Source organism: Pseudomonas sp. Leaf127 (assembly GCF_001423155.1).
Taxonomy (GTDB): domain Bacteria; phylum Pseudomonadota; class Gammaproteobacteria; order Pseudomonadales; family Pseudomonadaceae; genus Aquipseudomonas; species Aquipseudomonas ovata.
On record NZ_LMOA01000026.1, the window covers coordinates 68,667 to 92,445 of the forward strand.

24 protein-coding genes and 2 pseudogenes are annotated in these 23,779 nt (G+C 64.2%); 13 read left to right on the forward strand and 13 right to left on the reverse strand.

Annotation, left to right across the window (positions count from 1 at the left end; translation table 11 throughout):
- Positions 1–91: 91 nt before the first annotated feature.
- Positions 92–979, reverse strand: coding sequence for a LysR family transcriptional regulator (locus ASF84_RS27515; protein ID WP_056842071.1), 888 nt, complete (start codon positions 977–979; stop codon positions 92–94).
- Between the two features lie 133 nt (positions 980–1,112).
- On the opposite strand from ASF84_RS27515, the gene lysM reads away from it, so the two are divergent.
- On the forward strand, positions 1,113–1,556 hold the full coding sequence (gene lysM / locus ASF84_RS27520) for a peptidoglycan-binding protein LysM (RefSeq protein WP_056842072.1): 444 nt from the start codon (positions 1,113–1,115) through the stop codon (positions 1,554–1,556).
- 240 nt (positions 1,557–1,796) lie between these two features.
- Here lysM and yrfG read toward each other — a convergent pair whose 3' ends face one another.
- Positions 1,797–2,459, reverse strand: a complete 663-nt coding sequence (gene yrfG / locus ASF84_RS27525) for a GMP/IMP nucleotidase (protein WP_056842073.1) — start codon at positions 2,457–2,459, stop codon at positions 1,797–1,799.
- Positions 2,460–2,552: 93 nt separating this feature from the next.
- Between yrfG and nudE the strand changes: the two genes are divergently transcribed.
- Positions 2,553–3,119 (forward strand): ADP compounds hydrolase NudE, encoded by a 567-nt coding sequence (nudE, locus tag ASF84_RS27530; protein WP_056842074.1) that lies wholly within the window; start codon positions 2,553–2,555, stop codon positions 3,117–3,119.
- On the forward strand, positions 3,116–3,958 hold the full coding sequence (gene cysQ / locus ASF84_RS27535; RefSeq protein WP_056842075.1) for a 3'(2'),5'-bisphosphate nucleotidase CysQ: 843 nt from the start codon (positions 3,116–3,118) through the stop codon (positions 3,956–3,958). The genes nudE and cysQ overlap by 4 nt, the downstream gene beginning before the upstream one ends.
- A gap of 180 nt (positions 3,959–4,138) precedes the next feature.
- Here cysQ and ASF84_RS27540 read toward each other — a convergent pair whose 3' ends face one another.
- Genes ASF84_RS27540 through rfbB form a run of 7 tightly spaced genes read right to left on the reverse strand, consistent with a single transcriptional unit; the run spans position 4,139 to position 11,216 of the window.
- A complete protein-coding gene (locus tag ASF84_RS27540; RefSeq protein ID WP_056842076.1) occupies positions 4,139–4,597 on the reverse strand; it encodes a YiiD C-terminal domain-containing protein in 459 nt (152 codons plus the stop codon).
- The gene (locus tag ASF84_RS27545; protein WP_056842077.1) at positions 4,594–5,979 is read right to left on the reverse strand and encodes a sigma-54-dependent transcriptional regulator; all 1,386 of its coding nucleotides are present in this window, start codon (positions 5,977–5,979) and stop codon (positions 4,594–4,596) included. The genes ASF84_RS27540 and ASF84_RS27545 overlap by 4 nt, the downstream gene beginning before the upstream one ends.
- Positions 5,976–7,790 carry a sensor histidine kinase gene (locus ASF84_RS27550; protein WP_056842078.1) on the reverse strand — a complete coding sequence of 605 codons (1,815 nt, stop codon included), beginning with the start codon at positions 7,788–7,790 and terminating at the stop codon, positions 5,976–5,978. The genes ASF84_RS27545 and ASF84_RS27550 overlap by 4 nt, the downstream gene beginning before the upstream one ends.
- 54 nt (positions 7,791–7,844) lie before the next feature.
- Positions 7,845–8,720: a dTDP-4-dehydrorhamnose reductase gene (rfbD, locus tag ASF84_RS27555; protein WP_056842079.1), complete on the reverse strand. Its 876-nt coding sequence runs from the start codon at positions 8,718–8,720 to the stop codon at positions 7,845–7,847.
- Positions 8,717–9,265, reverse strand: coding sequence for a dTDP-4-dehydrorhamnose 3,5-epimerase (gene rfbC / locus ASF84_RS27560; protein WP_056842080.1), 549 nt, complete (start codon positions 9,263–9,265; stop codon positions 8,717–8,719). The genes rfbD and rfbC overlap by 4 nt, the downstream gene beginning before the upstream one ends.
- The gene (gene rfbA / locus ASF84_RS27565; RefSeq protein ID WP_056842081.1) at positions 9,262–10,137 is read right to left on the reverse strand and encodes a glucose-1-phosphate thymidylyltransferase RfbA; all 876 of its coding nucleotides are present in this window, start codon (positions 10,135–10,137) and stop codon (positions 9,262–9,264) included. The genes rfbC and rfbA overlap by 4 nt, the downstream gene beginning before the upstream one ends.
- On the reverse strand, positions 10,134–11,216 hold the full coding sequence (gene rfbB / locus ASF84_RS27570; protein ID WP_056842082.1) for a dTDP-glucose 4,6-dehydratase: 1,083 nt from the start codon (positions 11,214–11,216) through the stop codon (positions 10,134–10,136). The genes rfbA and rfbB overlap by 4 nt, the downstream gene beginning before the upstream one ends.
- A gap of 257 nt (positions 11,217–11,473) precedes the next feature.
- Between rfbB and ASF84_RS27575 the strand changes: the two genes are divergently transcribed.
- From ASF84_RS27575 to ASF84_RS27590, 4 genes are all read left to right on the forward strand, one after another.
- Entirely contained in the window at positions 11,474–14,386 is a 2,913-nt protein-coding gene (locus ASF84_RS27575; protein ID WP_056842083.1) for an aminotransferase, read from the forward strand.
- A gap of 197 nt (positions 14,387–14,583) precedes the next feature.
- Entirely contained in the window at positions 14,584–15,696 is a 1,113-nt protein-coding gene (aguA, locus tag ASF84_RS27580) for an agmatine deiminase (protein ID WP_056842084.1), read from the forward strand.
- A 248-nt stretch (positions 15,697–15,944) separates the two neighbouring features.
- Entirely contained in the window at positions 15,945–16,079 is a 135-nt protein-coding gene (locus ASF84_RS27585; protein WP_330219676.1) for a hypothetical protein, read from the forward strand.
- Between the two features lie 241 nt (positions 16,080–16,320).
- Complete coding sequence (locus ASF84_RS27590; protein WP_056842086.1) at positions 16,321–17,601, forward strand: OprD family porin; 1,281 nt, start codon at positions 16,321–16,323, stop codon at positions 17,599–17,601.
- A gap of 80 nt (positions 17,602–17,681) precedes the next feature.
- Here ASF84_RS27590 and ASF84_RS27595 read toward each other — a convergent pair.
- The 3 genes and pseudogenes from ASF84_RS27595 to ASF84_RS28865 form a co-directional block, all read right to left on the reverse strand.
- On the reverse strand, positions 17,682–18,193 hold a 512-nt coding region (locus ASF84_RS27595), incomplete at its 5' end, for an isochorismatase family protein (RefSeq protein WP_156684425.1).
- Between the two features lies 1 nt (position 18,194).
- Positions 18,195–18,588: pseudogene (locus ASF84_RS27600) on the reverse strand (isochorismatase family protein); the annotation flags it as partial.
- A gap of 19 nt (positions 18,589–18,607) precedes the next feature.
- Positions 18,608–18,760: pseudogene (locus ASF84_RS28865) on the reverse strand (hydrolase); the annotation flags it as partial.
- 222 nt (positions 18,761–18,982) lie between these two features.
- On the opposite strand from ASF84_RS28865, the gene ASF84_RS27610 reads away from it, so the two are divergent.
- The 3 genes from ASF84_RS27610 (at position 18,983) to ASF84_RS27615 (ending at position 21,253) form a co-directional block, all read left to right on the forward strand.
- A complete protein-coding gene (locus tag ASF84_RS27610) occupies positions 18,983–19,780 on the forward strand; it encodes an AraC family transcriptional regulator (protein ID WP_056842088.1) in 798 nt (265 codons plus the stop codon).
- A 309-nt stretch (positions 19,781–20,089) separates the two neighbouring features.
- Positions 20,090–20,263 carry a DUF1427 family protein gene (locus tag ASF84_RS28870; protein WP_082481885.1) on the forward strand — a complete coding sequence of 58 codons (174 nt, stop codon included), beginning with the start codon at positions 20,090–20,092 and terminating at the stop codon, positions 20,261–20,263.
- A gap of 30 nt (positions 20,264–20,293) precedes the next feature.
- Positions 20,294–21,253, forward strand: a complete 960-nt coding sequence (locus ASF84_RS27615) for a quinone oxidoreductase family protein (RefSeq protein WP_056842089.1) — start codon at positions 20,294–20,296, stop codon at positions 21,251–21,253.
- A gap of 2 nt (positions 21,254–21,255) precedes the next feature.
- Here ASF84_RS27615 and ASF84_RS27620 read toward each other — a convergent pair whose 3' ends face one another.
- A complete protein-coding gene (locus tag ASF84_RS27620; RefSeq protein WP_109513800.1) occupies positions 21,256–21,792 on the reverse strand; it encodes a hypothetical protein in 537 nt (178 codons plus the stop codon).
- A gap of 133 nt (positions 21,793–21,925) precedes the next feature.
- Here ASF84_RS27620 and ASF84_RS27625 point away from each other — a divergent pair, with 133 nt between their 5' ends.
- The 3 genes from ASF84_RS27625 to ASF84_RS27635 are packed head-to-tail and all read left to right on the forward strand — an operon-like array spanning position 21,926 to position 23,622.
- The gene (locus tag ASF84_RS27625; protein ID WP_056842090.1) at positions 21,926–22,288 is read left to right on the forward strand and encodes an SMI1/KNR4 family protein; all 363 of its coding nucleotides are present in this window, start codon (positions 21,926–21,928) and stop codon (positions 22,286–22,288) included.
- A 17-nt stretch (positions 22,289–22,305) separates the two neighbouring features.
- A complete protein-coding gene (locus tag ASF84_RS27630) occupies positions 22,306–23,259 on the forward strand; it encodes an ankyrin repeat domain-containing protein (protein WP_056842091.1) in 954 nt (317 codons plus the stop codon).
- A gap of 21 nt (positions 23,260–23,280) precedes the next feature.
- Entirely contained in the window at positions 23,281–23,622 is a 342-nt protein-coding gene (locus ASF84_RS27635; RefSeq protein ID WP_056842092.1) for a DUF5713 family protein, read from the forward strand.
- The last annotated feature ends 157 nt before the right edge of the window (positions 23,623–23,779 follow it).

Below are 23,779 nucleotides of genomic sequence, written 5' to 3' on the forward strand. Positions count from 1 at the left end.
TGGAGTACCGGCAGATTGATGGCTGTAAGCCTAGGCCGGTTGCCGCTGTGCGTCTAATCGCTAGTTCCGATGCCGTGATAGAGCAGGTCGATCATTGCGGGCCCAGGGATTGCTTCATCAACTCGAAGCACACTTCGGCCAAGGCCGAGCGCGGTGCGGTGTTACGCATGATCAACCCCAGCCCGGCCAGGGTGCGGGCGTCTTCGATGGGGTGCAGGCGCAGGGTTTCGCTCAGGGTGTCGAGGCCGCCTTCCAGCGGCATGATGGCGCAGCACAGGCCGCCCTGGACGGCCTGCAACAGTTGGTGCACCGCGTCGGTCTGCAACAGCGGTTGTGGCTGCAGGCCACGGCTGTGGAAGTTGTGGTCGATGGACTGGCGAAAATGCATGCTGCCGGTCAGCAGGCCCAGCGGCAGCTCGATCAGGTCGGCCCAGCCCAGCGGCGCCTCGGTGAACTGGAAGTGGCGAGGGTCATACAACAGGCCCATGCGCGTCTCGCCCAGGGGCAGGGCTTCGAAGCGCTTGGCGTCCAGGCGCTCGAAGTACGACACGCCCAGGTCGATGCGATTGCTCGCCAACTGTTCCAGGATCTGTTCGGAGCTGAGCGACGACAATTCGAAGCTCAGGTTCGGGTGCGCCTGATGCAAGCGTTGCAGCAACGCCAGCGGATCAAAACTCGACAGCGGCACCACGCCCAGGCGCAAGGTGCCTACCAGATTGCCGCGGCAGGCCGCAGCCTCGGCCTGCAGCCCTTCGTAGGCGGCCGCAACGGTACGCGCCCAGGCCAGCACCCGCTCACCCGGTGCGGTAAAGCCTTCGAAACGCTGCCCACGCGTGACCAGTTCCAGCCCCAGCTCCTGCTCCAGGCTGCGCAGGCGCATCGACAGGGTCGGCTGGGTGATATTGCAACGCGCCGCCGCCTGGCCGAAATGCCGGGTCTCGTCGAGGGCGATCAGAAATTTCAATTGCTTGATGTCCATGCTCACTCCGGGGGACAGGCGGTCGATCGATTCTACGCACTGGCGCTACGTTTGTCGGGCCGGCACTCGGACCGGGCGTCGCGGTCTATGGTTGAAGGGGCACCTATGCTTCGTATCTTGAGGAGGAACCACAGTGAGTATTTTCAGTTTCCTGAAAGACGCCGGAGAAAGCATCATCGATGCGCTGACACCCGGCGACGCACACGCCGATGCGCTGAAAGATCATATCGCCAAGGTGGGCCTGGGTAATCCCAACGTCCAGGCGAGTGTGGAAGGCGACACCGTCACCGTCACCGGCGAAGTGGCCAGCCAGGAAGAAAAGGAAAAGATTCTGCTGGCGCTGGGCAATATCAAAGGTGTGGAAAAGGTCGACGACCAGATGACCATCGCTGCCGGCGCCCCGGCTACGGCCGCTGCAAAATTTGTCACCGTCGAAAAAGGCGACACCCTGAGCGCCATCTCCAAGCGTGTGTACGGTGACGCGAACAAGTACCAGAAGATCTTCGACGCCAACAAACCCATGCTCAAGGACGTGAACAAGATCTACCCCGGCCAGACCCTGCGTATACCGGAGTAACAACCGTGGTAGGAGCGCGCTTGCCCGCGACCGGCTGCGTTAGCAGTCGTAAATTTTCAGCGTTTCGCAGATTTATAGCCGTGAATTTTCAGCGTTTCGCAGATTTACAGCCGTAAATTTTCAGCGTTTCGCAGATTTACAGTCGTGAATTTTCAGCGTCTACACAATTTTTGCGAGCGCTGCGCACTCGGTCGCGGGCAAGCGCGCTCCTACGTCGGACATCCATACCCTGTGTGGATGTCATAAGCCTTCGATCAACACCCGGTAATCCTCCACCGCTGCAAACTCCTCAGTGTCCTTCGGGCCCTTGCTGCTGTCCGGTTCGCTGACCGCCAGCAGGTGGGCGATGCCGTAGGTGCGGGCGCTGCGCAGGATCGGCAGGGTGTCGTCGATGAACAGGCTGCGGGCCGGGTCGAAGGCGGTGTCGGCGTGCAGGGCGTCCCAGAACTGCTGGTTTTCCTTGGGAAAGCCATAGTCGTGCGAACTGATCAGGCGTTCGAAGTAGGGCGCCAGCTCGATGCGTTCCATCTTCAGCGACAACGAGTCGCGGTGGGCGTTGGTGATCATGATCACCCGCTTGCCGGCGCCTTGCAGCGCCGCCAGGAACGTCTCGGCGTCCGGGCGCAGGGCGATCAGGTGGGCGACCTCCTGCTTGAGCTCGCGGATCGGCAGTTTCAGCTCGCGGCTCCAGAAATCCAGGCAGTACCAGTTCAGGGTGCCGGCATGGTCGACGAACAGCGGTTTGATCTCAAGCCACGCCATCGCCAGGCTGATGCCGTGCAGCTCGGCATAGCGCTGCGGCAGGTGATGCAGCCAGAAATGTTCGTCGAAATGCAGGTCGAGCAGCGTGCCGTCCATGTCCAGCAGGACGGTGTCGATCTCGCTCCAGGGCAGGGCAGGCATACGGGGCTCTCTTGACGATGAAGGGGCAATATATCTGAGACAGATGACGGAAAAAGCCACGTATAGTACCGCGCTCATGCCAAGGAGTTTGTCATGCGTCAGAAACCCACTGTACTTGACCGTGAAATCGTCGCCAGCAGCCGCCTGTTCCGTGTCGAGGCCGTGCAGCTGCGCTTTGCCAACGGTGTCGAGCGCACCTACGAACGGCTGGTCGGGCGCGGCAACGGGTATGGCGCGGTGATGATCGTCGCCATGCGCGATGCCGACCACGCCCTGCTGATCGAAGAGTACTGCGGCGGCACCGAAGACTACGAGCTGTCATTGCCCAAGGGCCTGATCGAACCTGGCGAAGACGTGCTGGCCGCCGCCAATCGCGAGCTCAAGGAAGAAGCCGGCTTCGGCGCCCGCCAGCTTGAACACCTGACCGAACTGTCGCTGTCGCCGGGCTACATGAGCCAGAAAATCCAGGTGGTGCTGGCCACCGACCTGTACGAAGAGCGCCTTGAAGGTGACGAGCCCGAGCCGATCCGGGTCGAGGCCATCAACCTGCGCGACCTGGCCAGCCTGGCGCAACACCCGCACTTCAGCGAAGGTCGTGCCCTGGCCGCCCTGTACCTGGCCCGCGATCTGTTGACCCAACGAGGAACCTTCCTGCCATGACCGACGTGCTCGACAACCTGCCTCATCCACTGCTGGCGCCGGTCGTGCGCCTGGCCCTGAAGGCAGGTGAGGCGATCCTGCCGTTCTGGCGCAATGGCGTGGCGGTGACGGCCAAGGCCGATGATTCGCCGGTGACCGCCGCCGACCTGGCCGCGCATCAGGTGCTGGTCGACGGCTTGCAGGCACTGGACCCGAGCATTCACGTGCTGTCCGAAGAAGACGCCAACATTGCCCAGGCCGAGCGCGCCACCTGGGAGCGCTGGTGGCTGGTCGATCCGCTGGACGGCACCAAGGAATTCATTGCCGGCAGCGAGGAGTTCACCGTCAACGTCGCGCTGATCGAGCGCGGGCAGGTGGTGTTCGGCGTGGTGTCGATGCCCACCAATGGTCGCTGCTGGCTGGGCGGCAAGGGCCTGGGCGCCTGGCGCCGTGAAGCCGACGGGGCAGGCCAGGCCATCAGCGTGCGCACCGGGCCACCGGCCGGGCAGGGCGTGACCGTGGTTGCCAGCCGCCGCCATTCCAGCCCCGATCAGGAGCGCCTGCTGGCGGGACTGGCCGAGGCGGTGGGCGAGTTGCAACTGGCCAATATCGGCAGCTCGCTGAAATTCTGCCTGCTGGCCGAAGGCAGTGCCGATTGCTACCCGCGCCTGGCCCCGACCTCGCAATGGGACACCGCGGCGGCACAAGGCGTACTCGAAGGCGCCGGCGGCGTGGTATTGCAGCTCGACGGCCAGCCGTTCAGCTATCCGTCGCGTGAATCACTGCTCAACCCGTTCTTCCTCGCCCTGCCCGCCAACGCCCCCTGGCGCACCCGGCTGCTGGAGCTGGCCAGGGCGTGATGCCACCATCGTGGTTCGCGACCGATGGTCGCTGCTGCGTAATCCGCGTCATGACAAAGCCGTGGGAGCGACCAACGGTCGCGAAAGGGCCGATGCAGGCATCGCCTCTTCTGCATGGGATCGTCATTAGTCGCGGCTGAAGCGGATCGCCGCCCGGCCGCTCCTACGGTGCGTGCCTTGTTACCGATGCACCACGAATTGTCCGACAAACCGCACCGCGGCTGCCTCACTGGCCTGTTCGTGGATAAACGTGTGCAACGCCAGCCGCGCACGGCCACGGCGCTGGTAGGTGGCGAGAAACCGCTCCCATGACGCCGGCAGCGGCGCCTGGCACACCGCCACCGCGTCGCCGCGCACTGGCAGCGGGTAGCTGATCTGCCCGTCCTGAATCACGATATGCCCGTCGGTGATGCCCGCCTCGCGCAGGCGCAGGTGCAGCCAGCCCCAGCCGGCCAGCACGGCGCCGCAATACAGGCTGCCGCCGAACAGCGTGCTCTTGTGGTTGACGTTGGGTGCCAGTGGCAGGTGCAGACGCAGGCTGTGGTCCTGCCAGTCGATGACCTTCACGCCCATGTCGCGGGTCAGCGGAATGTCGTGGTGCAGCAGTTGCTCAAGGGCTTGCGCGGTGTGGGCGCTCATTCGTTGTCGTCCGGGTGGGTGCTGTGGTCACCAAAACTCAGGCCGTGCTTGCGCAGCTTGTCGTGCAGGGTCTTGCGCGGCAGGCCCAGGGCCTCGGCCAGGCTGCGCACCGAGGTGTGCGGGCGGGTCAGTTCGGCGGCGATCAGGGTGCGCTCGAAGTGCTCGACCTGCTCGCTCAGGCCGCCGCTGCTCAGCGGTGCCGGCGTGCCGGTCATGCCTTCCAGTTCCAGCTCCAGGCCCAGGGCAAAGCGCTCGGCGGCGTTTTGCAGCTCGCGTACATTGCCTGGCCAGTTGTGGCGCAGCAGCAAGGCCCGCTGGCCGGGCGTCAGCTCACGCTTGGGAATGCCATGGCGCTGGCTGGCGGCGTCGCTGTAGTGCTCGAACAGCATCAGTGCATCTTCACCGCGCTCGCGCAGCGGCGGAATGCGCAGCGAGGCGACATTGAGCCGGTAATACAGGTCGGCGCGGAAGCGGCCCTGGTCGGCGGCCTGACGCAGGTCTTCCTTGGTGGCGGCAATGACGCGGATGTCCAGCGGGATCAACTGATTACTGCCCATGCGTTCCACGGCGCGTTCCTGCAGCAAACGCAGGAGCTTGACCTGCACGTCCAGGCTCATGCTTTCGATTTCATCGAGAAACAGCGTGCCGCCATTGGCGAATTCGAACTTGCCGATGCGCCGCTTCTGCGCGCCGGTAAAGGCCCCCGGCTCATGGCCGAACAGCTCGCTCTCGACCACCGATTCAGCCAGGGCGCCGGCGTTGATGGCCACGAACGGCCCGTTGCGCCGTGCCGACAGGTCGTGCAGCGCGCGAGCAACCACCTCTTTGCCGGCGCCGGTTTCGCCCAGGATCAGCACGTCGGCGCGGGTGCCGGCCAGCGCGCCGATCTGCTCGCGCAGGCGCAGCATGGAGGCCGACTGGCCCACCAGGCGGGTGCTCAGTTGCTGGCGGTCGCTCAGGGCCAGGCGCAGGCTGCGGTTGTCCAGCACCAGCCGGCGCAGGGCCAGGGCGCGGCGTACGCTGTCGAGCATGGCGTCACTGGGGAAGGGTTTTTCCAGAAAGTCGTAGGCGCCGGCGCGCATGGCCTTGACCGCCAGCGGCACGTCGCCGTGACCGGTGATCAGCAACACCGGCAGTTCCGGGTCCTGCTCGTGCAACTGGGCCAGCAGCTCCATGCCGTCCATGCCGTCCATGCGGATGTCACTGATCACCACCCCCGGCCAGTCGCGGCCGATGCGGCTGGCAAGGCCGGTGGCCGCCGGCAGGCTCAGGACGTTCAGGCCGGCCAGGTCCAGGGTCTGTTTCAGGGCCTGGCGCAGCAGTGAATCGTCGTCGATCAGCACCACTTGCACCTGGCTGTCGATGGCGGTATCGGCACTCATGCAGAAAGATCCTCGGGAGGTTGAAGGTTGGCTCCGGACAACCCGGCGCGCAGCCGCAGGGTGATCAGCGCGCCGCCGCTGGTGTGATTGGCGAACAACAGCTCGCCGCCCAGCGCCCGCATCAGCGTGTCGCAGATCGCCAGGCCCAGCCCCAGGCCCTGGGTACGGGTCTTGGTGGTGAAGAACGGCTCACGCGCCCGCGCCATCGCTTCTTGCGAGAAGCCCGGGCCGTTGTCACGAATGTACAGGTTGACGCCCTCAGGGGTCGCCTCGGCACTGATCCACAGTTTACGCGGCGGCCCTTTTTCGGTCAGCGCGTCCAGCGCGTTGGCCAGCAGATTGCCCAACACCTGGCGCAGGCGGGTCTCGCCGGCCTGCACCCACAAGGTGGCCGCCGGCAGGTCGCGAATCAATTCTACCTCCATGGCCCGGCGACGCTTGGCCAGCAAGGCCAGGGCGTCTTCGAGCGCCGGTTGCAGGGCCACGCTTTCCGGGGCATGCGCGTCGCGCCGGGCAAAGGCGCGCAAGTGAGCGATGATCGAAGCCATGCGCCCGGTCAGTTCGCCGATCAGCTTGAGGTTGCCCCGGGCGTCGTCGGTGCGCTGGTGATCAAGCAGGATCTCGGCATTTTCCGCGTAGGTACGGATCGCCGCCAGCGGCTGGTTGAGCTCGTGGCTGATGCTGGCCGACATGGTGCCCAGCGCCGACAGTTTGCCGGCCTGCACCAGTTCGTCCTGGGCGCGCACCAGTTCCTGCTGGGCCTGTTCGCGTTCCAGCACTTCCTGGCGCAGGCGGCTGTTGAGGCCTTCCAGGTCGCTGGTGCGCTCCATGACCCGGCGCTCCAGTTCGCGGCGGGTCTTGCCCTCGAAGGCGATGCGCTCCAGGTAGTGTCGGCGGCGCTGCATCACCAGGCTGAGCAACAGCATGAGCACCAGCAAGGCGGCGCCACCGACTGCGACCACGGTGCGCACGGGACGGTCGATCAGCACGCGCGGGGCCAGGGCGTTGACCGTCCAGCCGGTTTCATCGATGGTCCGGGTCTGGGTCAGCCAGGCGCGTTCGTCGAGCTTGAGCGGGCGCGGGTCGCGGGTCGGGTAGGGCTGGATGGCGACGATGGCTTTCTTTTCTTCATCGCTCAAGGTCCGGGTGGCGTGGAAGCGCCAGGCCGGGTTGGAGGTCAGGATCACCACGCCGTTCTGGTCGGTCAGCAACAGCTGCACCGGGGTCTTGCCCCACAGGGTCTCGGTGTAGTCCAGGTCGATCTTGATCACCAGCACGCCGATCACGCTGTCGCCGTCGCGCACCGGGGCGGCGAAGAAGTAGCCGCGCTTGACCGAGGTGGTGCCCAGGCCGAAGAAACGCCCCAGCTTGCCGGCCAGCGCGTCGTTGAAGTACGGCCGGAACGAGAAATTGCGCCCCACGAAGCTGTCGTGCTGGTCGAAATTGGACGCCGCCAGGGTGCGGCCTTCCTTGTTCATCAGGTAGATGACGTCGGCGCCGGTCTGCCCGGTGATTTCGCGCAGCGCCTGGTTGGCGCCGTCGATGGCGCCGGGGTCGGCCGGAGTGCCCAGCGCGGTGCGCAGCGCCGGCAGATCGCCCAGAATCGGCGGCAGGGACTCGTAGCGGTGCAGGGTGCCCAGCAGGTTGGCGACGTACAGGTCCAGGGTCTGTCGGTTCTGGCTGGTCAACTCGCTGTGGTAATAACGCTCGGCCAGGTGCTCCAGCGGCCACAGCAAGGGCGCCAGGCACAGCGCCAGCAGGGCAAGGCTGCGCCAGCGAGGGCGGCGCGCAGGGGCGGCAGGTGTGCTCATCGATCCAGGGCCCGGGTGGTGGCCCGGGATCGGCGCCCGGGCATCAGGCCCGCATTATGCCTGCCGGGCGCTGGCCAGGCACTCCAGTAATGCGTGCTGCCAGTCGGGCTGGCTCACGCCCCATTCACGCGCCAGCCGGCTACAGTCCAGGCGTGAATTGAGCGGGCGGGCCGCCGGCGTCGGGTAGGCGCTGGAGGCAATCGGCTCCAGCACCGCGCAGGGCTTGCCCTCGGCCAGCAACTGTTTGCCGATGGCCTGGGCAAAGCCGTACCAGGACGTCTCGCCACTGGCCGTCAGGTGGTAGACCCCCCAGGTCCCCGGCTGGCCGTCACGCCAGCGCTCGATCAGTTGCCGGGTGCTGTGGGCGATGGTGCCGGCCCAGGTCGGCGCGCCGATCTGGTCGGCGACCACGCTCAGGGTTTCGCGCTCCTGCAGCAGCTTTTGTATGGTCAGCAGGAAGTTGCGCCCGTGCAGTGAATACACCCAGCTGGTGCGCAGGATCAGGTGCTGCCCGCCCACCGCCTGGATGGCCTGTTCGCCGGCCAGCTTGCTGCTGCCGTAGATGCCCAGCGGGTGTGGTGCATCCTGCTCGGTGTAGGGCGAAGCCTTGCGCCCGTCGAACACGTAGTCGGTGGAATAGTGGATCAGCGGCACGCCAAGCCCGGCCGCCGCTTCGGCCAGCAGGCCGGGGGCAGTGGCGTTGATGGCGCGGGCCAGGCCCGGCTCCTTCTCGGCCTGGTCGACCGCCGTGTGCGCGGCGGCATTGATGATCAGGTCCGGTTGCGCGGCCTGCACGGCCTGGAGAATGGCATGTGGCTGGCTCAGGTCCAGTTGTTCGCGGCCCAGCACCTGCAGTTCGCCCAGGTCGGCCAGGCTGTGCTGCAAGTGGCGTGAAACCTGGCCGTGCTGGCCGGTAATCAGGATTTTCATAGGAACAGGTCAGCCTCGCTCAAGCGTTTGCCCTGCCGGTCCTTGGCCGACAACTGCGGCACCAGGCCGTCGAGCTGCCAGTCGATGGCCAGTTCCGGGTCGTCCCAGCGGATGCAACGCTCGGCGTCAGGGGTATAGAAGTCGGTGGTCTTGTACAGGAACTCGGCGCTTTCGCTCAACACCAGAAAGCCATGGGCAAAGCCCTCGGGAATCCATAGCTGGCGAAAATTGCTGCCCGACAGCCGGACCCCGACCCATTGCCCGAAGGTCATCGAGCTGCGGCGGATGTCCACGGCGATGTCGAGCACCTCGCCGGCGGTGACGCGCACCAGTTTGCCCTGCGGGTTGTCGATCTGGTAGTGCAGCCCGCGCAACACGCCTTGCTGCGAGCGCGAATGGTTGTCCTGGACGAACTGCGGGCGCAGGCCGGTGGCTTGGTTGAAGGCACGGGCGTTGAAGCTTTCGTAGAAGAAGCCCCGCTCGTCACCGAACACCTTGGGTTCGATGATGAGCACTTCGGGCAACTGGGTGGCAATGACATTCACGGATGTTCCCCTGCAATCTTGAACAGGTAGCGGCCGTAGCCGGTCTTGCCGAAGTATCCGGCGCGTTCGAGCAACTGGTCGCGGTCGATCCAGCCGTTCTGGTAAGCGATTTCTTCAAGGCATGCGACCTGCAGACCCTGGCGATGTTCGATGGTTTGCACATAGGCCGACGCATCGAGCAGGCTGTCATGGGTGCCGGTGTCGAGCCAGGCGAAGCCGCGACCGAAACGCTCGACACGCAAGGTGCCGCGTTGCAGGTAGGCGTTGTTGACGTCAGTGATCTCCAGCTCGCCGCGCGGCGAGGGCCTGACGTCCCGGGCGATGCGGATGACGTCGTTGTCATAGAAATACAGGCCGGTGACGGCATAGCTGGACTTGGGGACGGCGGGTTTTTCTTCGATCGACAGCGCCCGGCCCTGGGCGTCGAAGTCGACCACGCCGAAGCGCTCCGGGTCCTTGACCCAGTAGCCGAACACCGTGGCGCCTTCGGTCCGGTCCGCCGCCTGGCGCAGTTGTTCGCTGAAGTGCTGGCCGTGAAAGATGTTGTCGCCCAGGATCAGGCACACCGGATCGGTGCCGATGAACGACTCGCCGATCAGGAAGGCCTGCGCCAGTCCTTCAGGGCGGGGTTGTTCGGCATAGTGGAAGTTGACGCCGAACTGGCGGCCGTCCCCCAGCAGTTGCCGGTATTGCGGCAGGTCCTGCGGGGTGGAAATCACCAGGATGTCCTGGATGCCGGCCAGCATCAGTACCGAGATCGGGTAATAGATCATCGGTTTGTCGTAGACCGGCAACAACTGCTTGGAAATGCCCAGGGTAATAGGGTGCAAGCGGGTGCCGGAACCTCCGGCCAGAACAATCCCTTTTGTCATGCAATCAGATCCTTGTGTTCGGTAAAGCCCAGTCGTTGGCCTTGATAGCTGCCGTCCTGGACCCGGCGGCACCACTCCAGGTTGTCCAGGTACCACTGCACGGTCTTGCGCAGGCCGGTTGCAAAAGTTTCTTCAGGTGTCCAGCCCAGCTCGCGCTCGATCTTGCCGGCGTCGATGGCATAGCGCTGGTCGTGGCCGGGACGGTCGACCACGTGGGTGATCAGGTCGCTGTAGCGGGCCACGCCGGCCGGGTGCTGTGGCGCCAGCTCTTCAAGCAGCGCGCAGATGCCGCGCACCACGTCGATGTTCTTCTGCTCGTTATGGCCGCCGATGTTGTAGGTCTCGCCCACCGCGCCTTCGGTGACCACCTTGAGCAGCGCCCGGGCATGGTCTTCGACGTACAACCAGTCGCGCACCTGCAGACCGTCGCCATACACCGGCAGCGGCTTGCCGGCCAGGGCATTAAGGATGATCAGCGGAATCAGCTTCTCCGGGAAATGGAACGGGCCGTAGTTGTTCGAGCAGTTGGTGACGATCACCGGCAGCCCATAGGTGCGCTGCCAGGCACGTACCAGGTGGTCGGACGCCGCCTTGCTGGCCGAGTAGGGCGAGCTGGGCGCGTAGGAAGTGGTTTCGGTGAACAGGTCGTCGACACCGTGCAGGTCGCCGTACACCTCGTCGGTGGAGATGTGATGGAAGCGAAACGCCTCGCGCTCGGCCGGCGCCAGGGTCAGCCAATAGCCTCGCGTGGCTTCGAGCAGGCTGTAGGTGCCGACGATGTTGGTGTGGATGAACTCGGCCGGGCCGTCGATGGAGCGGTCGACGTGGGACTCGGCGGCCAGGTGCATGATGGCGTGCGGTGCAAAACGTGCCAGCACCGCACTGACGGCGGCCTGGTCGGCGATGTCGGCCTGCACGAATTCATAACGGGTGTCGCTGGCAATGCCGGCCAGCGATTCGAGGTTGCCGGCGTAGGTCAGCTTGTCGAGGTTCAACACTTCATGGGCGGTGTGCCGGATCAGGTGGCGGATCAGCGCGGAGCCGATGAAACCTGCGCCGCCGGTAACGAGAATTCGCATGGATGGACCTTTTCCTTGTGAACAATGAGGGTTTGATGGACATTCGCCACAGCATAGCGCGATCCCCCTGTGCGCAAGCAGGATCAGCCAAGACGACCGGCGGCCGTAATGAAATTATTCGATGGCAGGCGGCATAAGTGCCGGTAATCCGCCGTCGTCAAATCGCTGCGATTTTGGCCAATGGCCTGCCGCATCCTATAGTGCTCAATTGCATTGTCATGCCGGTCTGCTCCAGCAATCACTCCCTGAGGTCTTCCATGCCGCTTGCCACCCTGATTCGCCGTTCCAGCCTGCCTTGCCCGCTCGTCAGCCTCGATCAGGCCCGGATGCTGTTGGCGCAGCATTACGGCCTCGGCGGTACGCTCAAGGTGCTGGGCAGCCAGCAGGACTGCAACCTGCTGCTCGACACCGGCGAGGCGCGCTATGTGCTGAAAATCTGCCACGGCGACTACAGCCCGCTGGAGCTGGACGCCCAGCATGCCGCCTTGCAGCACCTGGCCGGCCAGCCGGGTATCTGCGTGCCCGAGGTGGTCACCGCCGGCAATGGCGAAACACGACTGTCGTTGAATCTGGAGGGGCAGGCGGTGCATGCCCGGCTGCTGACGTTCATCGACGGCCAGTCGCTGGGCCATGCCGGTTACCTGGGGCATGACGTGGTGACGGCCCTGGGCGAGCTGTGCGCACTGGTCGACCGGGCGCTGCAAGACTTCACGCACCCGGGCCTTGAGCGGGTACTGCAGTGGGACCCGCGCCACGCCAATGCCCTGGCGCGCCACCTGCTGCCGGTCATCGATGACACCGACGAGCGCGCCTGCCTGCACGAAGCCGTCGAGCAGGCCCGCCAGCGCCTGGTGCCGTTGATTCCGGCACTGCCGTTACAGGCGGTGCACCTGGACATCACCGACCACAACGTGGTCTGGGCCCGCAGCCCACAGCGCGCCTGGCACGTACAGGGGCTGATCGACTTCGGCGACCTGCTGACCACCTGGCGGGTGGCCGACCTGTCGGTCACCTGCGCCGCCTTGCTGCACCATGCCGGCGGTGACCCGCTGTACATCCTGCCGGCCATCCGTGCCTACCACGCGATCAACCCGCTGTGCCTCGAGGAGCTCCAGGCCCTGTGGCCGCTGATTGTCGCCCGCGCCACCGTGCTGGTGCTCAGCAGCGAGCAACACGTCAGCATCGAGCCAGGCAATGCCTATATCCAGGCCAACCTGGACGGCGAATGGTCGATTTTCGACGTTGCCACCTCGATGCCGATGGCGCTGATGGAGGCGGCGATCCTGTATGCCGTGGGCCTGGAGGCACCGCCCAAGGTCCAGCCCGCCTGGCGCCCGTTGCTGCCGGGCCTGGCCGGGCGCGGCTTCTGCACGGTGGACCTGGGTGTGCTCAGCGAGCATTTCGAGGCCGGCAACTGGGAGCAGGACGGCATCGACGAACGCCTGCTGGCGCAGACCGCCCGGCAGACCGGGCTGGCCGCCAGCCGCTATGGCGAATACCGCCTGTCACGCACGCTGCCCGATTGCAGCCGCGAGCCCGACACCTGCGCACTGCACGTCGAGTTGCACCTGCCGCCGGACACGGTGGTGCATGTGCCGTTTACCGCCACCCTGCGCCAGACTGCCGATGCCGCCCTGGTACTGGTCGGCGAGACCTTCAGCCTCAAGCTGTGGGGCGTGGCCTGCGACCTGCCGTCCGGCTGCCCGCTGGCGGCAGGTCAGGTGCTGGGGGTCAGCGACGGTGTATTGCTGTTGCAACTGTGCAGTGAGGCCGGGATCACGCCGCCGTTGTTCACCACCCCGGCCTGGGCGCCGGCCTGGCAGCAGCTGTCGCCGTCGCCGGCGGCCCTGCTGGGCTTTGATTGCAATGCCCCGGCGCTGCAGGACGCGGCTGTGCTGCTGGCCCGGCGCGACGCCAGTTTTGCCCGCTCGCAGAAGCACTATTACCAGGCGCCGCCCCAGATCGAGCGCGGCTGGCGCAACCACCTGATCGACATGCAGGGTCGCTCGTACCTGGACATGCTCAACAACGTGGCAGTGCTCGGCCACGGCCATCCACGCATGGCCCGTGAAGCGGCACGCCAATGGTCGCTGTTGAACACCAATTCGCGCTTTCACTACGCGGCCATTGCCGAATTTTCCGAGCGCCTGCTCGAACGCGCCCCGGCCGGCATGGACCGGGTGTTCCTGGTCAACAGCGGCACCGAGGCCAACGACCTGGCGATCCGCCTGGCCTGGGCCTACAGCGGCGGGCGCGACATGCTCAGCGTGCTGGAGGCCTACCACGGCTGGTCGGTGGCCACCGATGCGATTTCCACCTCCATCGCCGACAACCCGCAAGCGTTGACCACCCGGCCCGACTGGGTGCACCCGGTCACTGCACCCAACACCTATCGCGGGCCGTTTCGCGGTCCTGAGAGCACTGCCGACTATGTGCGCCATGTCGATGAAACCCTGGCCACGCTGGACGGGCAGGGCCGCCAGGTGGCCGGGTTCATCTGCGAGCCGGTGTATGGCAACGCCGGGGGTATTTCCCTGCCGCCGGGCTACCTGCAACAGGTGTATGGCCAGATTCGTCAGCGCGGCGGGGTGTGCATCGCCGATGAGGTGCAGGTTGGCTATGGCCGGCTGGGCGAATATTTCTGGGGCTTCGAAGAGCAGGGCGTGGTGCCGGACATCATTACCCTGGCCAAGGGCATGGGCAACGGCCACCCATTGGGCGCGGTGATCACCCGCCGCGAGATCGCCGAGGCGCTGGAAGCCGAGGGTTACTTCTTTTCGTCCTCCGGTGGCAGCCCGGTCAGTTGCCGCATCGGCCTGGCGGTACTGGACGTGATGGCGCAGGAAAAACTGTGGGACAACGCACGCATCGTCGGTGGCCACTTCAAGGCGCGTCTTGAGGCGCTGGCCGATAAACATCCGCTGGTGGGCGCGGTGCATGGCATGGGGTTCTATCTGGGCGTCGAACTGGTGCGCGACCGCCAGACCCTGGAACCGGCCAGCGAGGAGACCGCCTACCTGTGCGAACGCTTGCGTGAGCTGGGCATCTTCATGCAACCGACCGGTGACTACCTGAACATCCTCAAGATCAAGCCGCCAATGTGCACCACGGCGCAGAGCGTGGATTTCTTCGTCGACAGCGTGTCGAAGGTGCTGCGCGAGCTGGAATAAAACCCCGCTATCGCGTGCCAGGCAGGCACACTATTTCATGGATTTATATCTGGATAAATACCGATTGTTGAAGCAGTAAAAATCCAGAACGCTTCAAATACCGATTATTATCGGCTATAACACGCTTCTCAAATCGTCATGGCCTGTCTGTCATGATGGTCCACCGTTCTCGACCGCTTACCGGAGTCTTGACAGCCATGACCACCCTCACCAGCACACCGCGCGCCGATGGCTTTTACATGCCGGCCGAATGGGCGCCGCAGACCCAGGTCTGGATGCTCTGGCCCGAGCGGCCGGACAACTGGCGGCTGGGCGCCAAGCCGGTGCAGGCGGCGCATGCCGAACTGGCCCATGCCATCGCCCGCTTCGAGCCGGTGACCGTCGGGGTGTCCGCGGCCCAGTACGACAACGCCCTGGCGTACCTGGACGCGCCGAATATCCGGGTTGTGGAGATCAGTAACGATGATGCCTGGGTGCGCGACACCGGTCCGACCTTCGTCATCGACCACCACGGCCAGGTGCGCGGCGTGGACTGGGATTTCAACGCCTGGGGCGGTTTCGACGGTGGCCTGTACTTCCCCTGGAACCGCGACGCCCAGGTGGCCGGCAAGATCCTCGGCATGGAGCGCACGGCGCGCTATGCCACGCCAGGCTTTGTACTTGAAGGCGGTTCGATCCACGTCGACGGCGAAGGCACCCTGATCACCACCGAAGAGTGCCTGCTCAATCGCAACCGTAACCCGCACCTGAACCGCGAACAGATTGAGGCAGTACTCAGCGACACCCTGGCGGTCGACAAGGTTATCTGGCTGCCCGACGGCCTGTACAACGACGAAACCGACGGGCATGTGGATAACTTCTGCTGCTACGTGCGCCCCGGCGAAGTGCTGCTGGCCTGGACCGACGACCCGCAGGACCCCAACTATCCGCGTTGCCAGGCTGCCTTGCGGGTGCTGGAAAACACCCCTGATGCGCAAGGCCGCACATTGATCGTGCACAAGATGCCGATTCCCGGCCCGCTGTATGCCACCGCTGAGGAGTGTGCCGGCGTCGACAAGGTGCACGGCAGCCAGGAACGCGACCCTTCTGTGCGCCTGGCGGGCTCCTACGTGAACTTCCTGATCGTCAACGGCGGCATCATCGCGCCGTCTTTCGACGATCCGTTGGACGAAACTGCACGGCAGATTCTGCAACGGGTATTCCCGGAACACCTGGTGGTCATGGTCCCGGGCCGTGAATTGCTGCTGGGCGGGGGCAATATTCATTGCCTGACCCAGCAGCAGCCGGCTTCCCGAGTCGATCAGGACTGAGGGCCGGTCAGGTTGGTCCTGTTCTTGCTGGCAAAAGCCCATCTATTGATGGGCTTTTTTTCGGGTAACGCTTTGTAGCACTAATCCGGGCGTCCATTTCTGGGTAGTCAGCCAGTTGTTTCGCTTGCCTGTCACACGCAGGCGGTACAGTTGGCCCCCTCATGACAAGAGGTTGTCCCACTATGAACGCAGGTATTATCCCGAACGCTCCACGGGGTCTGTCCGTCAGTAGCGAGGCTCGCAAAATCATGGCTGACTGGCTGCGCAGGACCCGCCTGCCCAGGCCGCGCCCCGATACTCGATTGATGCTGATCGAGCGTTATCCACGAGGGCTGTTCAGCGAAGCAGAGCTACAGGCTCTGGTCACCATTATCGAAGAATGAAGCCTTGGGCCACCCTGAAATGGCTCTGGACCAGGCCTTTGCCTGTTTGACACCCCCCGAGGGCGCGACTAGGATTCGCCCCCAACGCCTGTGGCCACGCGCCGCGTACGTGCATCAGTAGACCACTGCGATGATTTCGTTCGGCCTTTATGCCCTGCACTCTGCACGCGCATGGAGCCTCACGGGTGACCCAAGAGCTGCGGGTCACAGTGCGTTAATCATTCGTCAAAGGAAAACAACAATGCTTAACAAACGTATGGGCGTTCTCGCACTGGGCGTCTTCAGCGCCACCCAGGCCATGGCGCAAAGCCAGGCCCAATCCCAAGGCTTCGTCGAAGACAGCCACCTGACCCTGAACGCACGCAATGCCTACATCAGCCGTGACTACAAGAACGGCAATCAGGACAAGGCCGAGTGGGGCCAGGCTTTCATGGGCAACTTCACCTCCGGTTTCACCCAGGGCACCGTTGGCGTGGGCGTTGACGCCTTTGCCTTGTACGGCGTGCGCCTGGACGGCGGCCGCGGCAAGAGCGGGGCCGGCGGCATCGACTTCTTCAAGCAGGGCGACAGCGGCCAGGCCGCCGACGACCTGGCCCGCGTGGGCGCTGCGGTCAAGGCTCGCGTCTCCAATACCGTGATCAAGTACGGCGACCAGATGCCGCAACTGCCGGTGCTGAGCTACGACAACGGTCGTCTGCTGCCGGAAAGCTTCACCGGTACGTACATCAGCTCCAAGGAAATCGAAAACCTTGAAGTGGTGGCCGGTCGTTTCACCAGCCAGGTGCGCAAGAGCGCCACCGGCCACGACAGCGGTGGCCTGAAAAGCATCAACGTCTACGGTGCCAGCTACAAGTTCAGCGAAGCGTTCAGTGCTTCGGCCTACGCCTCGGACAACGAAGATGTGTTCAAGAAGCAATACGTCAACCTGAACTACGTGTTTGCCCTGCCTTCCGAGCAGTCGCTGACCTTTGACTTCAATGGCTACAAGACCAAGCTTGATCGTGACTTCTCGGCCGACGCTGCCGCCGGCGAACGCGACAACAAGATCTGGAGCCTGGCCGCGACCTGGGCGGTGGGCATCCACAGCTTCACCCTGGCGCACCAGCGCAGCTCCGGCGACACCGGCTACAACTATGGTTTCTACCAGAGTGCCGGCGCGTACAGCGATGGCGGCAACTCTATCTACCTGGCCAACTCGTTCTGGTCGGACTTCAACGCCAAGGACGAGCGCTCCTGGCAAGTGGGCTACGGCGTCGACCTGTCCGGTCTGGTGCTGCCTGGCCTGAGCTACAAGACCGCTTACGTGCGCGGCACCAACATTGATGACGGCACCAACCGCGGCAATGGCACCGAGCGCGAAATCTTCAGCCAGCTGACCTACGTGGTCCAGAGTGGCCCGGCCAAGGATCTGTCGCTGCGCCTGCGCAACTCGTTCTTGCGGGTGTCGGACAACGCCAGCGCCTATAACAGCGAAGGCAACGAAACCCGTATCTTCATCGACTACCCGATCAACGTGTTCTGATCGCGGTTGATGTCGACATGAAAAAGCCAGGGCCCGCATGACGCGGGCCCTGGCTTTTTGTTGGCGCGATTAAAAATCGCTTACCGTGCAGTCAACGCCGCATAGCCATTCATCAGGTTGCGGTAGTTCGGAATCCGCTGCGACAGCAGGTTGCCCAGGCCTTCAATGTCGTTGCGCCAGTCGCGGTGCAGCTCGCAGGCCACCGAGAACCAGTTCATCAGTTGCGCACCGGCCTGGCTCATGCGGTTCCACGCGGCCTGCTGCACGAGCTCGCAGGCCACCGAGAACCAGTTCATCAGTTGCGCACCGGCCTGGCTCATGCGGTTCCACGCGGCCTGCTGCACGGTCTCGTTGAAGGTGCCCGAGGCATCGGTGACCACGAACACTTCAAAGCCTTCAGCCAGCGCCGACAGGGTCGGGAAGGCTACGCACACATCGGTGACCACACCGGCAATGATGATCTGCTTGCGGCCGGTGGCCTTGATTGCCTTGACGAAGTCTTCGTTGTCCCAGGCATTGATCTGGCCAGGGCGGGCGATGTACGGCGCGTCCGGGAACATATCTTTCATCTCGCAGATCGCGCACCAGGCCCNTGAGAAAGGCCAAAGTATTTACTGGGAAGGCTACGCACACATCGGTGACCACACCGGCAATGATGATCTGCTTGCGGCCGGTGGCCTTGATTGCCTTGACGAAGTCTTCGTTGTCCCAGGCATTGATCTGGCCAGGGCGGGCGATGTACGGCGCGTCCGGGAACATCTCTTTCAATTCCGGCACCAGCGGGCCATTGGGACCTTGCTCGAAGCTGGTGGTGAGGATGGTCGGCAGCTCGAAAAACTTGGCCAGATCAGCCAGGGCCAGCACGTTGTTCTTGAACTCGTTGGGCGAGAAGTCCTGCACCAGCGAGATCAGGCCGGTCTGGTGGTCGACCAGCAGTACGATGGCATCGTCCTTGTTCAGGCGGCTGTAGGTTGGGGCGTTGGTAATGAATTATCACAGCCGCCTNATCAGCCAGGGCCAGCACGTTGTTCTTGAACTCGTTGGGCGAGAAGTCCTGCACCAGCGAGATCAGGCCGGTCTGGTGGTCGACCAGCAGTACGATGGCGTCGTCCTTGTTCAGGCGGCTGTAGGTCGGGGCGTTGGTGGCTTGAGTGGTCATGGCGTAGATCCTTTATCTGAGAGTTTTGAAGTTCGGTAATCAGGGGTGTCGCTCAACATGGGTACAGATTAAGGATTCATCGCGAAGGGATAAATCGGCTGAAACGGGTTTTACTGTCCACTGATGGTGGACAATTCACATCAGCCCGGTGTCAGGGGTGTCTATAGGCCCCGGCACTTCGCTACCCTGTGCCACTCTTCTTCTTGGCTGCGATGACCCGCTATGGCCCTGGCCGCTCCGCCCGACCTCACCGACACCGCTGTTCCCGTGCAACCCCTGGCGCGCACCTACCCGCGCGGGCTGTACATCGAGCCGCACCAGCATGTGTGGGGCCAGGTGCTGTATGCCGCTTCCGGGGTGATGTGGGTCGAGACGCCCGGCGAGGCGCTGGTGGTTCCGCCGCAGCGGGCCGTATGGTTGCCGCCGGGTGTGGATCACGGCATTCGCGTGGTGTCGGACCTGGAAATGCGCAATATCTACCTGCGCCCGGCGATTGCCCGCACCCTTGAGGGCACCGTGCAGGTGTTCGAAGTCGGCGGCCTGCTGCGCGAACTGATCATCGGCCTGGTGGCCCTGGACCGCGAAGGCGAGCCGGACTACTACGACGCGCTGGTCAACCTGGCCCTGCTGGAATTGCAGCGCGCCCGGCGCTCGCTGATCCGCATCCCCATGCCCGACGACGCCGACCGGCGCCTGATGAACCTGTGCCAGGCGGTGATCGACGAGCCGTCGTTGAGCATTGCCTTCGAGCAACACGCCGAAACCGCCGGTGCCAGTGTGCGCACCCTGGCACGCCTGTTCCAGACCCGCCTGGGCATGGGCTTTGCCGAATGGCGCCGCCAGGTGCAACTGGCCACCGCCGTGGCCCGGCTGATCCAGGGCCAGCCGGTCAGCACCATCGCCCGCACCCTGGGCTACTCGCCCAGCAGTTTCAGCGACATGTTCCGCCGAGAACTGGGCATGGCGCCCTCGCAATACACCACAACCCCGGTCTTGCAGGAAACCACCCTGTGTCGCTGACACCGCGCCAAGGCGGCACGCTGTCGCACAGCAAACACTGTGCTGTGGGAGGGAGCTCTGCCGGAATGCCGGACCACCGCGATCGGCTGCGTCAGCAGTCGTAAACTTTCAGCATTTCACAGATTTCTGTGAGCGCTTTGCGCTCAATCGCGGTGGTCCGGCATTCCGTCAGACCGGGGCGCGAATCGGTGTCGCATGATCGCCGCCCGGCCAATCCCTCAACCTGGCCGATAACCAGAAGTCCTTGGCCGGCAGCCGTCGCGCCATCTCCCTAGACTGCGGGCATTCCCTGATTGCCCGGAGCTCATCATGAGTTTTGTCATTTCCCTCGCCATTGGTCTCGCTGTCGGCGTGCTGTACAGCGTGCTGGATTTTCGCTCGCCGGCGCCGCCCGCCGTGGCGCTGGTCGGCCTGCTGGGCATGCAGCTGGGCGAAAAAGCCTGGCCGATGGGCAAGCAACTGCTCAGCCAATGGCTGTCCTGAACCTTTCTTCTCTTGCGACTGGAGTCACTGATGAACGCACTGCAATTTTCCCGCACCGGCGACCTGGCGGCCCTGGCCTGTGTCGAGTTGCCCGTCCCGGTGCCTGCCGACGGCGAGGTGTTGATCGAGGTCAAGGCGGCGGGGCTCAACCCCAGTGATGTGAAAAACGTCCTCGGACGCTTTCCGTACACCACCTTGCCGCGTGTGCCAGGGCGTGACTTTGCCGGTGTGGTGGTTGAAGGGCCGCAGGCGTTGCTGGGCAAGGCGGTGTGGGGCACCGGCAAGGAGCCGGGGTTCTTTCGGGATGGCTCACACGCCCGCTGGCTGACTCTGCCGGCCAGCGGCGTGGCGCTCAAGCCTGCAGCGCTGAGCTTTGCCCAGGCTGCCAGCCTTGGCGTGCCGTACACCACCGCCTGGGACGCCTTGCAGCGCAGCCAGGTGAATGCAAAAACCCGCTTGCTGGTGATCGGCGGCAACGGTGCCGTAGGCAGCGCGGCCCTGGCACTGGGGCGCGTATTGGGGGCGCAGGTGCTGGGCGCGGTGCGCCGCCCCGAGCAGCAACAGGCACTGGCCGCCGACGGCTTCGACAGCATCGTGCTGGGCCAGCCAGAGGCCTTGGCCGGGCAAGTAGACGCCCACTTCCAGGGCGCCGCCGATGTGATCTTCGACACCACCGGTTTCTGGTTGCCGGCCTCGGTGGCAGCATTGGCCACTTGGGGCCGCATCGCAATCATCGCCGCGCCCGTCGACGGCCAGGTGCAACTGCCGTCCCTGGCCCTGTACCGCAAGGGCGGCTCGGTGGTCGGCATCAACTCGCTGCTGTATGACTGCCAGGCCTGCGCAGCCATGCTCGATCAGTTCGGCCGCTTCTTCGACCAGGGCCTGCTGGCCTTGCCCACCGGCCTGGTGGAATCCCCACTCAGCGAAGGGCTGGCGCGCTATGCCGAAGTCAACGAGGGCCGCAGCGACAAGATCATCCTGATGCCCTGACCTCAGCTATCGAGGGTCAATATCTGCAGAAAGAGCGCGAAAAAGCCGAAGAACACCCAGAAAATGCTGAACAGCCAGGGCGCCCGCTTGGAAAACAGCAGGGACTTCTTCGGCCCGGTCTCGCTCGATTCCCAGTCACTGAACAGCGGCGAGTCGTCATAGGTCAGGCCGATGACCGGCTCGCTGCTCAGCAACTGCCCCTGCTTGTGGTGCCAGTGCTCGATGATCTCGCACGCTGCACGAATCCCCGGCCAGGCGCTCACGGTGTTGAGCAGCCCCAGCAAGGCCAGCATCGGCGGGATGACCACGGTAAAGATCATGCCCCAGTCGGGGTTGGTGTTGGCCATCGACGAGGCGTAGGCAATCACCAGGAACGACTGCGCCGTGAGGTAGGCGTTGGTGCGGTTGGACAGGTTGGTGGTCTCGTACTGGATCTCGCGCCGGTAGAAATCCAGGCGCTCCTTGGGCGTGCCAAAGAGCCGGGTGTTCTGGTCTTTCACCACTTCTTCGGGTGTTTCGTCGGTAATGATTCTGGGCACGCGGTTAACCCTGCAATGAACGATCAGCCCGGTAGACTGCCGGGGCGGGTGTGGGGTTCGAGTGGTGTGACGCAAGGTCATGTTCAACCGATCGCGTTATCCTGCGCCGATCATTTCTGCCAGGCCCGCCCGTATGCCCCCTTCATTCAACGACGACTTCGCCGCTCTGGAACACTGGCTCGGCCAGCCGCTGGCGCCTGCCTTGCGCACGCACCTGATCCAGGCCAACGGTGCCAGCTGCGGCGACTACGTTTGCTTTTACGCGCCCGCCGAGCTGCTGGAACGTAACAAAACCTATGAGGTGCAGTCTTACTGCCCAGGCTGGTTGACCATTGGTGACGATGGCGGCGGCCGGGCGGTGATGGTGTCGCCCGGCCTGGAACCGGCGACGGTGTTTCTGGTCGATCATGGCAGCATGGCGCGCGAGGAATTTCACGCGGTGGCCGATGAACTGCGGGTATGGATTGATCAGGACTGCCCGTTGCCGATGGACTGAACAGTACGGGGGAACGCATGAGCAAGGCACTGTTGAAGGCCGCTGCGGCCGGTCACAACGAGCAGCTACAGGCGTTGCTGGAAGCGGGCGCCGAGATCGACTTTGCCGAGAAGGGGCTGGGCCGTACGGCGCTGATCGATGCGGCCATTGCCGGGCATATCGACACGGTGCGGCTGCTGATCGACAAGGGCGCCGACCTTGACCGCCATGACGGCGTCATGGGCTTTACCGCCCTGGGCTGGGCGGCGCACTCCGATGACCGGCACATTCTTGAACTGCTGCTGGAGGCCGGGGCGGCGGTGGACCTGACGGGCAACGACTACCAGCGCTCGCCCTTGATGGTGGCGGCGTTGCAGGGCCATGCCGAGGTGGTTGCGGCCTTGCTGGCGGCCGGGGCCGACCTGCAGGCGCAGACCCGTGACGGGCGTAATGCCTTGTCGATGGCGCAGGAGCGCGGGCATGCCGGGGTAGAGGCGTTGTTGCTGAGCCACGGCGCCCGGCCACCGGTGGTGCCTGAAGAGGTGTACCTGCCGTGGCCGCCAGTGGCGCCGGACCTGTCCGATGTCGACCACAGCGACCCGGCCAGTGTGCTGCGCGGCTATATCCTGGCCATGAATCGCTGGGAGACCGACTGCCATGAGCACAGAAAGCAGGTCGATATCCATGACCTGGACTGGGACTTCATTCGTGCCGGAATGGCGCAAGTGTTCGAGCGGTTCTGCACCCTCAAGCCGCGTCCGCAGGGCCGTGGCAACAGCATCGGCTGGCCGCCGGACTACACCCCGGGCGAAGCCCTGGTGAGCATCGAGCCCAAAGGCCGGCGCGCGATCCTGATGACCCGTCAGGACGCGGATGGGCCGATGCGCTACGAGGTGCTTTACACCCTGGTGCGCACCGGCGACACCTGGCGCCTGGACTCCAGAAAGACCCGGCCCTGGGGCACCCTGGAGTGGGAAAAGGGCATTCTGTGAATCACAACCCAAGGAGCTTTCATGAGCCTCGATAACCCCACCATGGACGATCATGTTTTCTTGCAAGGCATGTACGCCGACGACTACTTTCCCGACGAGGTGGTCGACCTGTGCAAGGACGTGTTGATCGACCTGTGCCGTCAGATTGAACAGCAGCAGCCGGCCACGCTTGAGGCGCTGTACGTGCTGAGCCATGCCGCCACCGAACGCCTCAACGCCTTGCAGGACACCTTCGAGGCACACGGCAGCGAACTTGAAACCGCCGCCCGCGATGCCCTGGCCGAGGATTTTTCCTGGATCGCCAGCGCGTATGGCTTTGCCGAGGCCGACCTGGAAGAAATGATGGCGCCGCGGGAATGGTGATGCGTTGCCTACTCAACTATAAAATAACTCACTGATTTTACTGGCTATTGAATTTACCCCGTAGGAGCGCGCTCTGCCCGCGACCGGCTGCGTTAGCAGTCGTAAATTTGTGGCGTTTCATAGATCCCGGATGGGGTAGCAGTCGTAAATTTGTGGC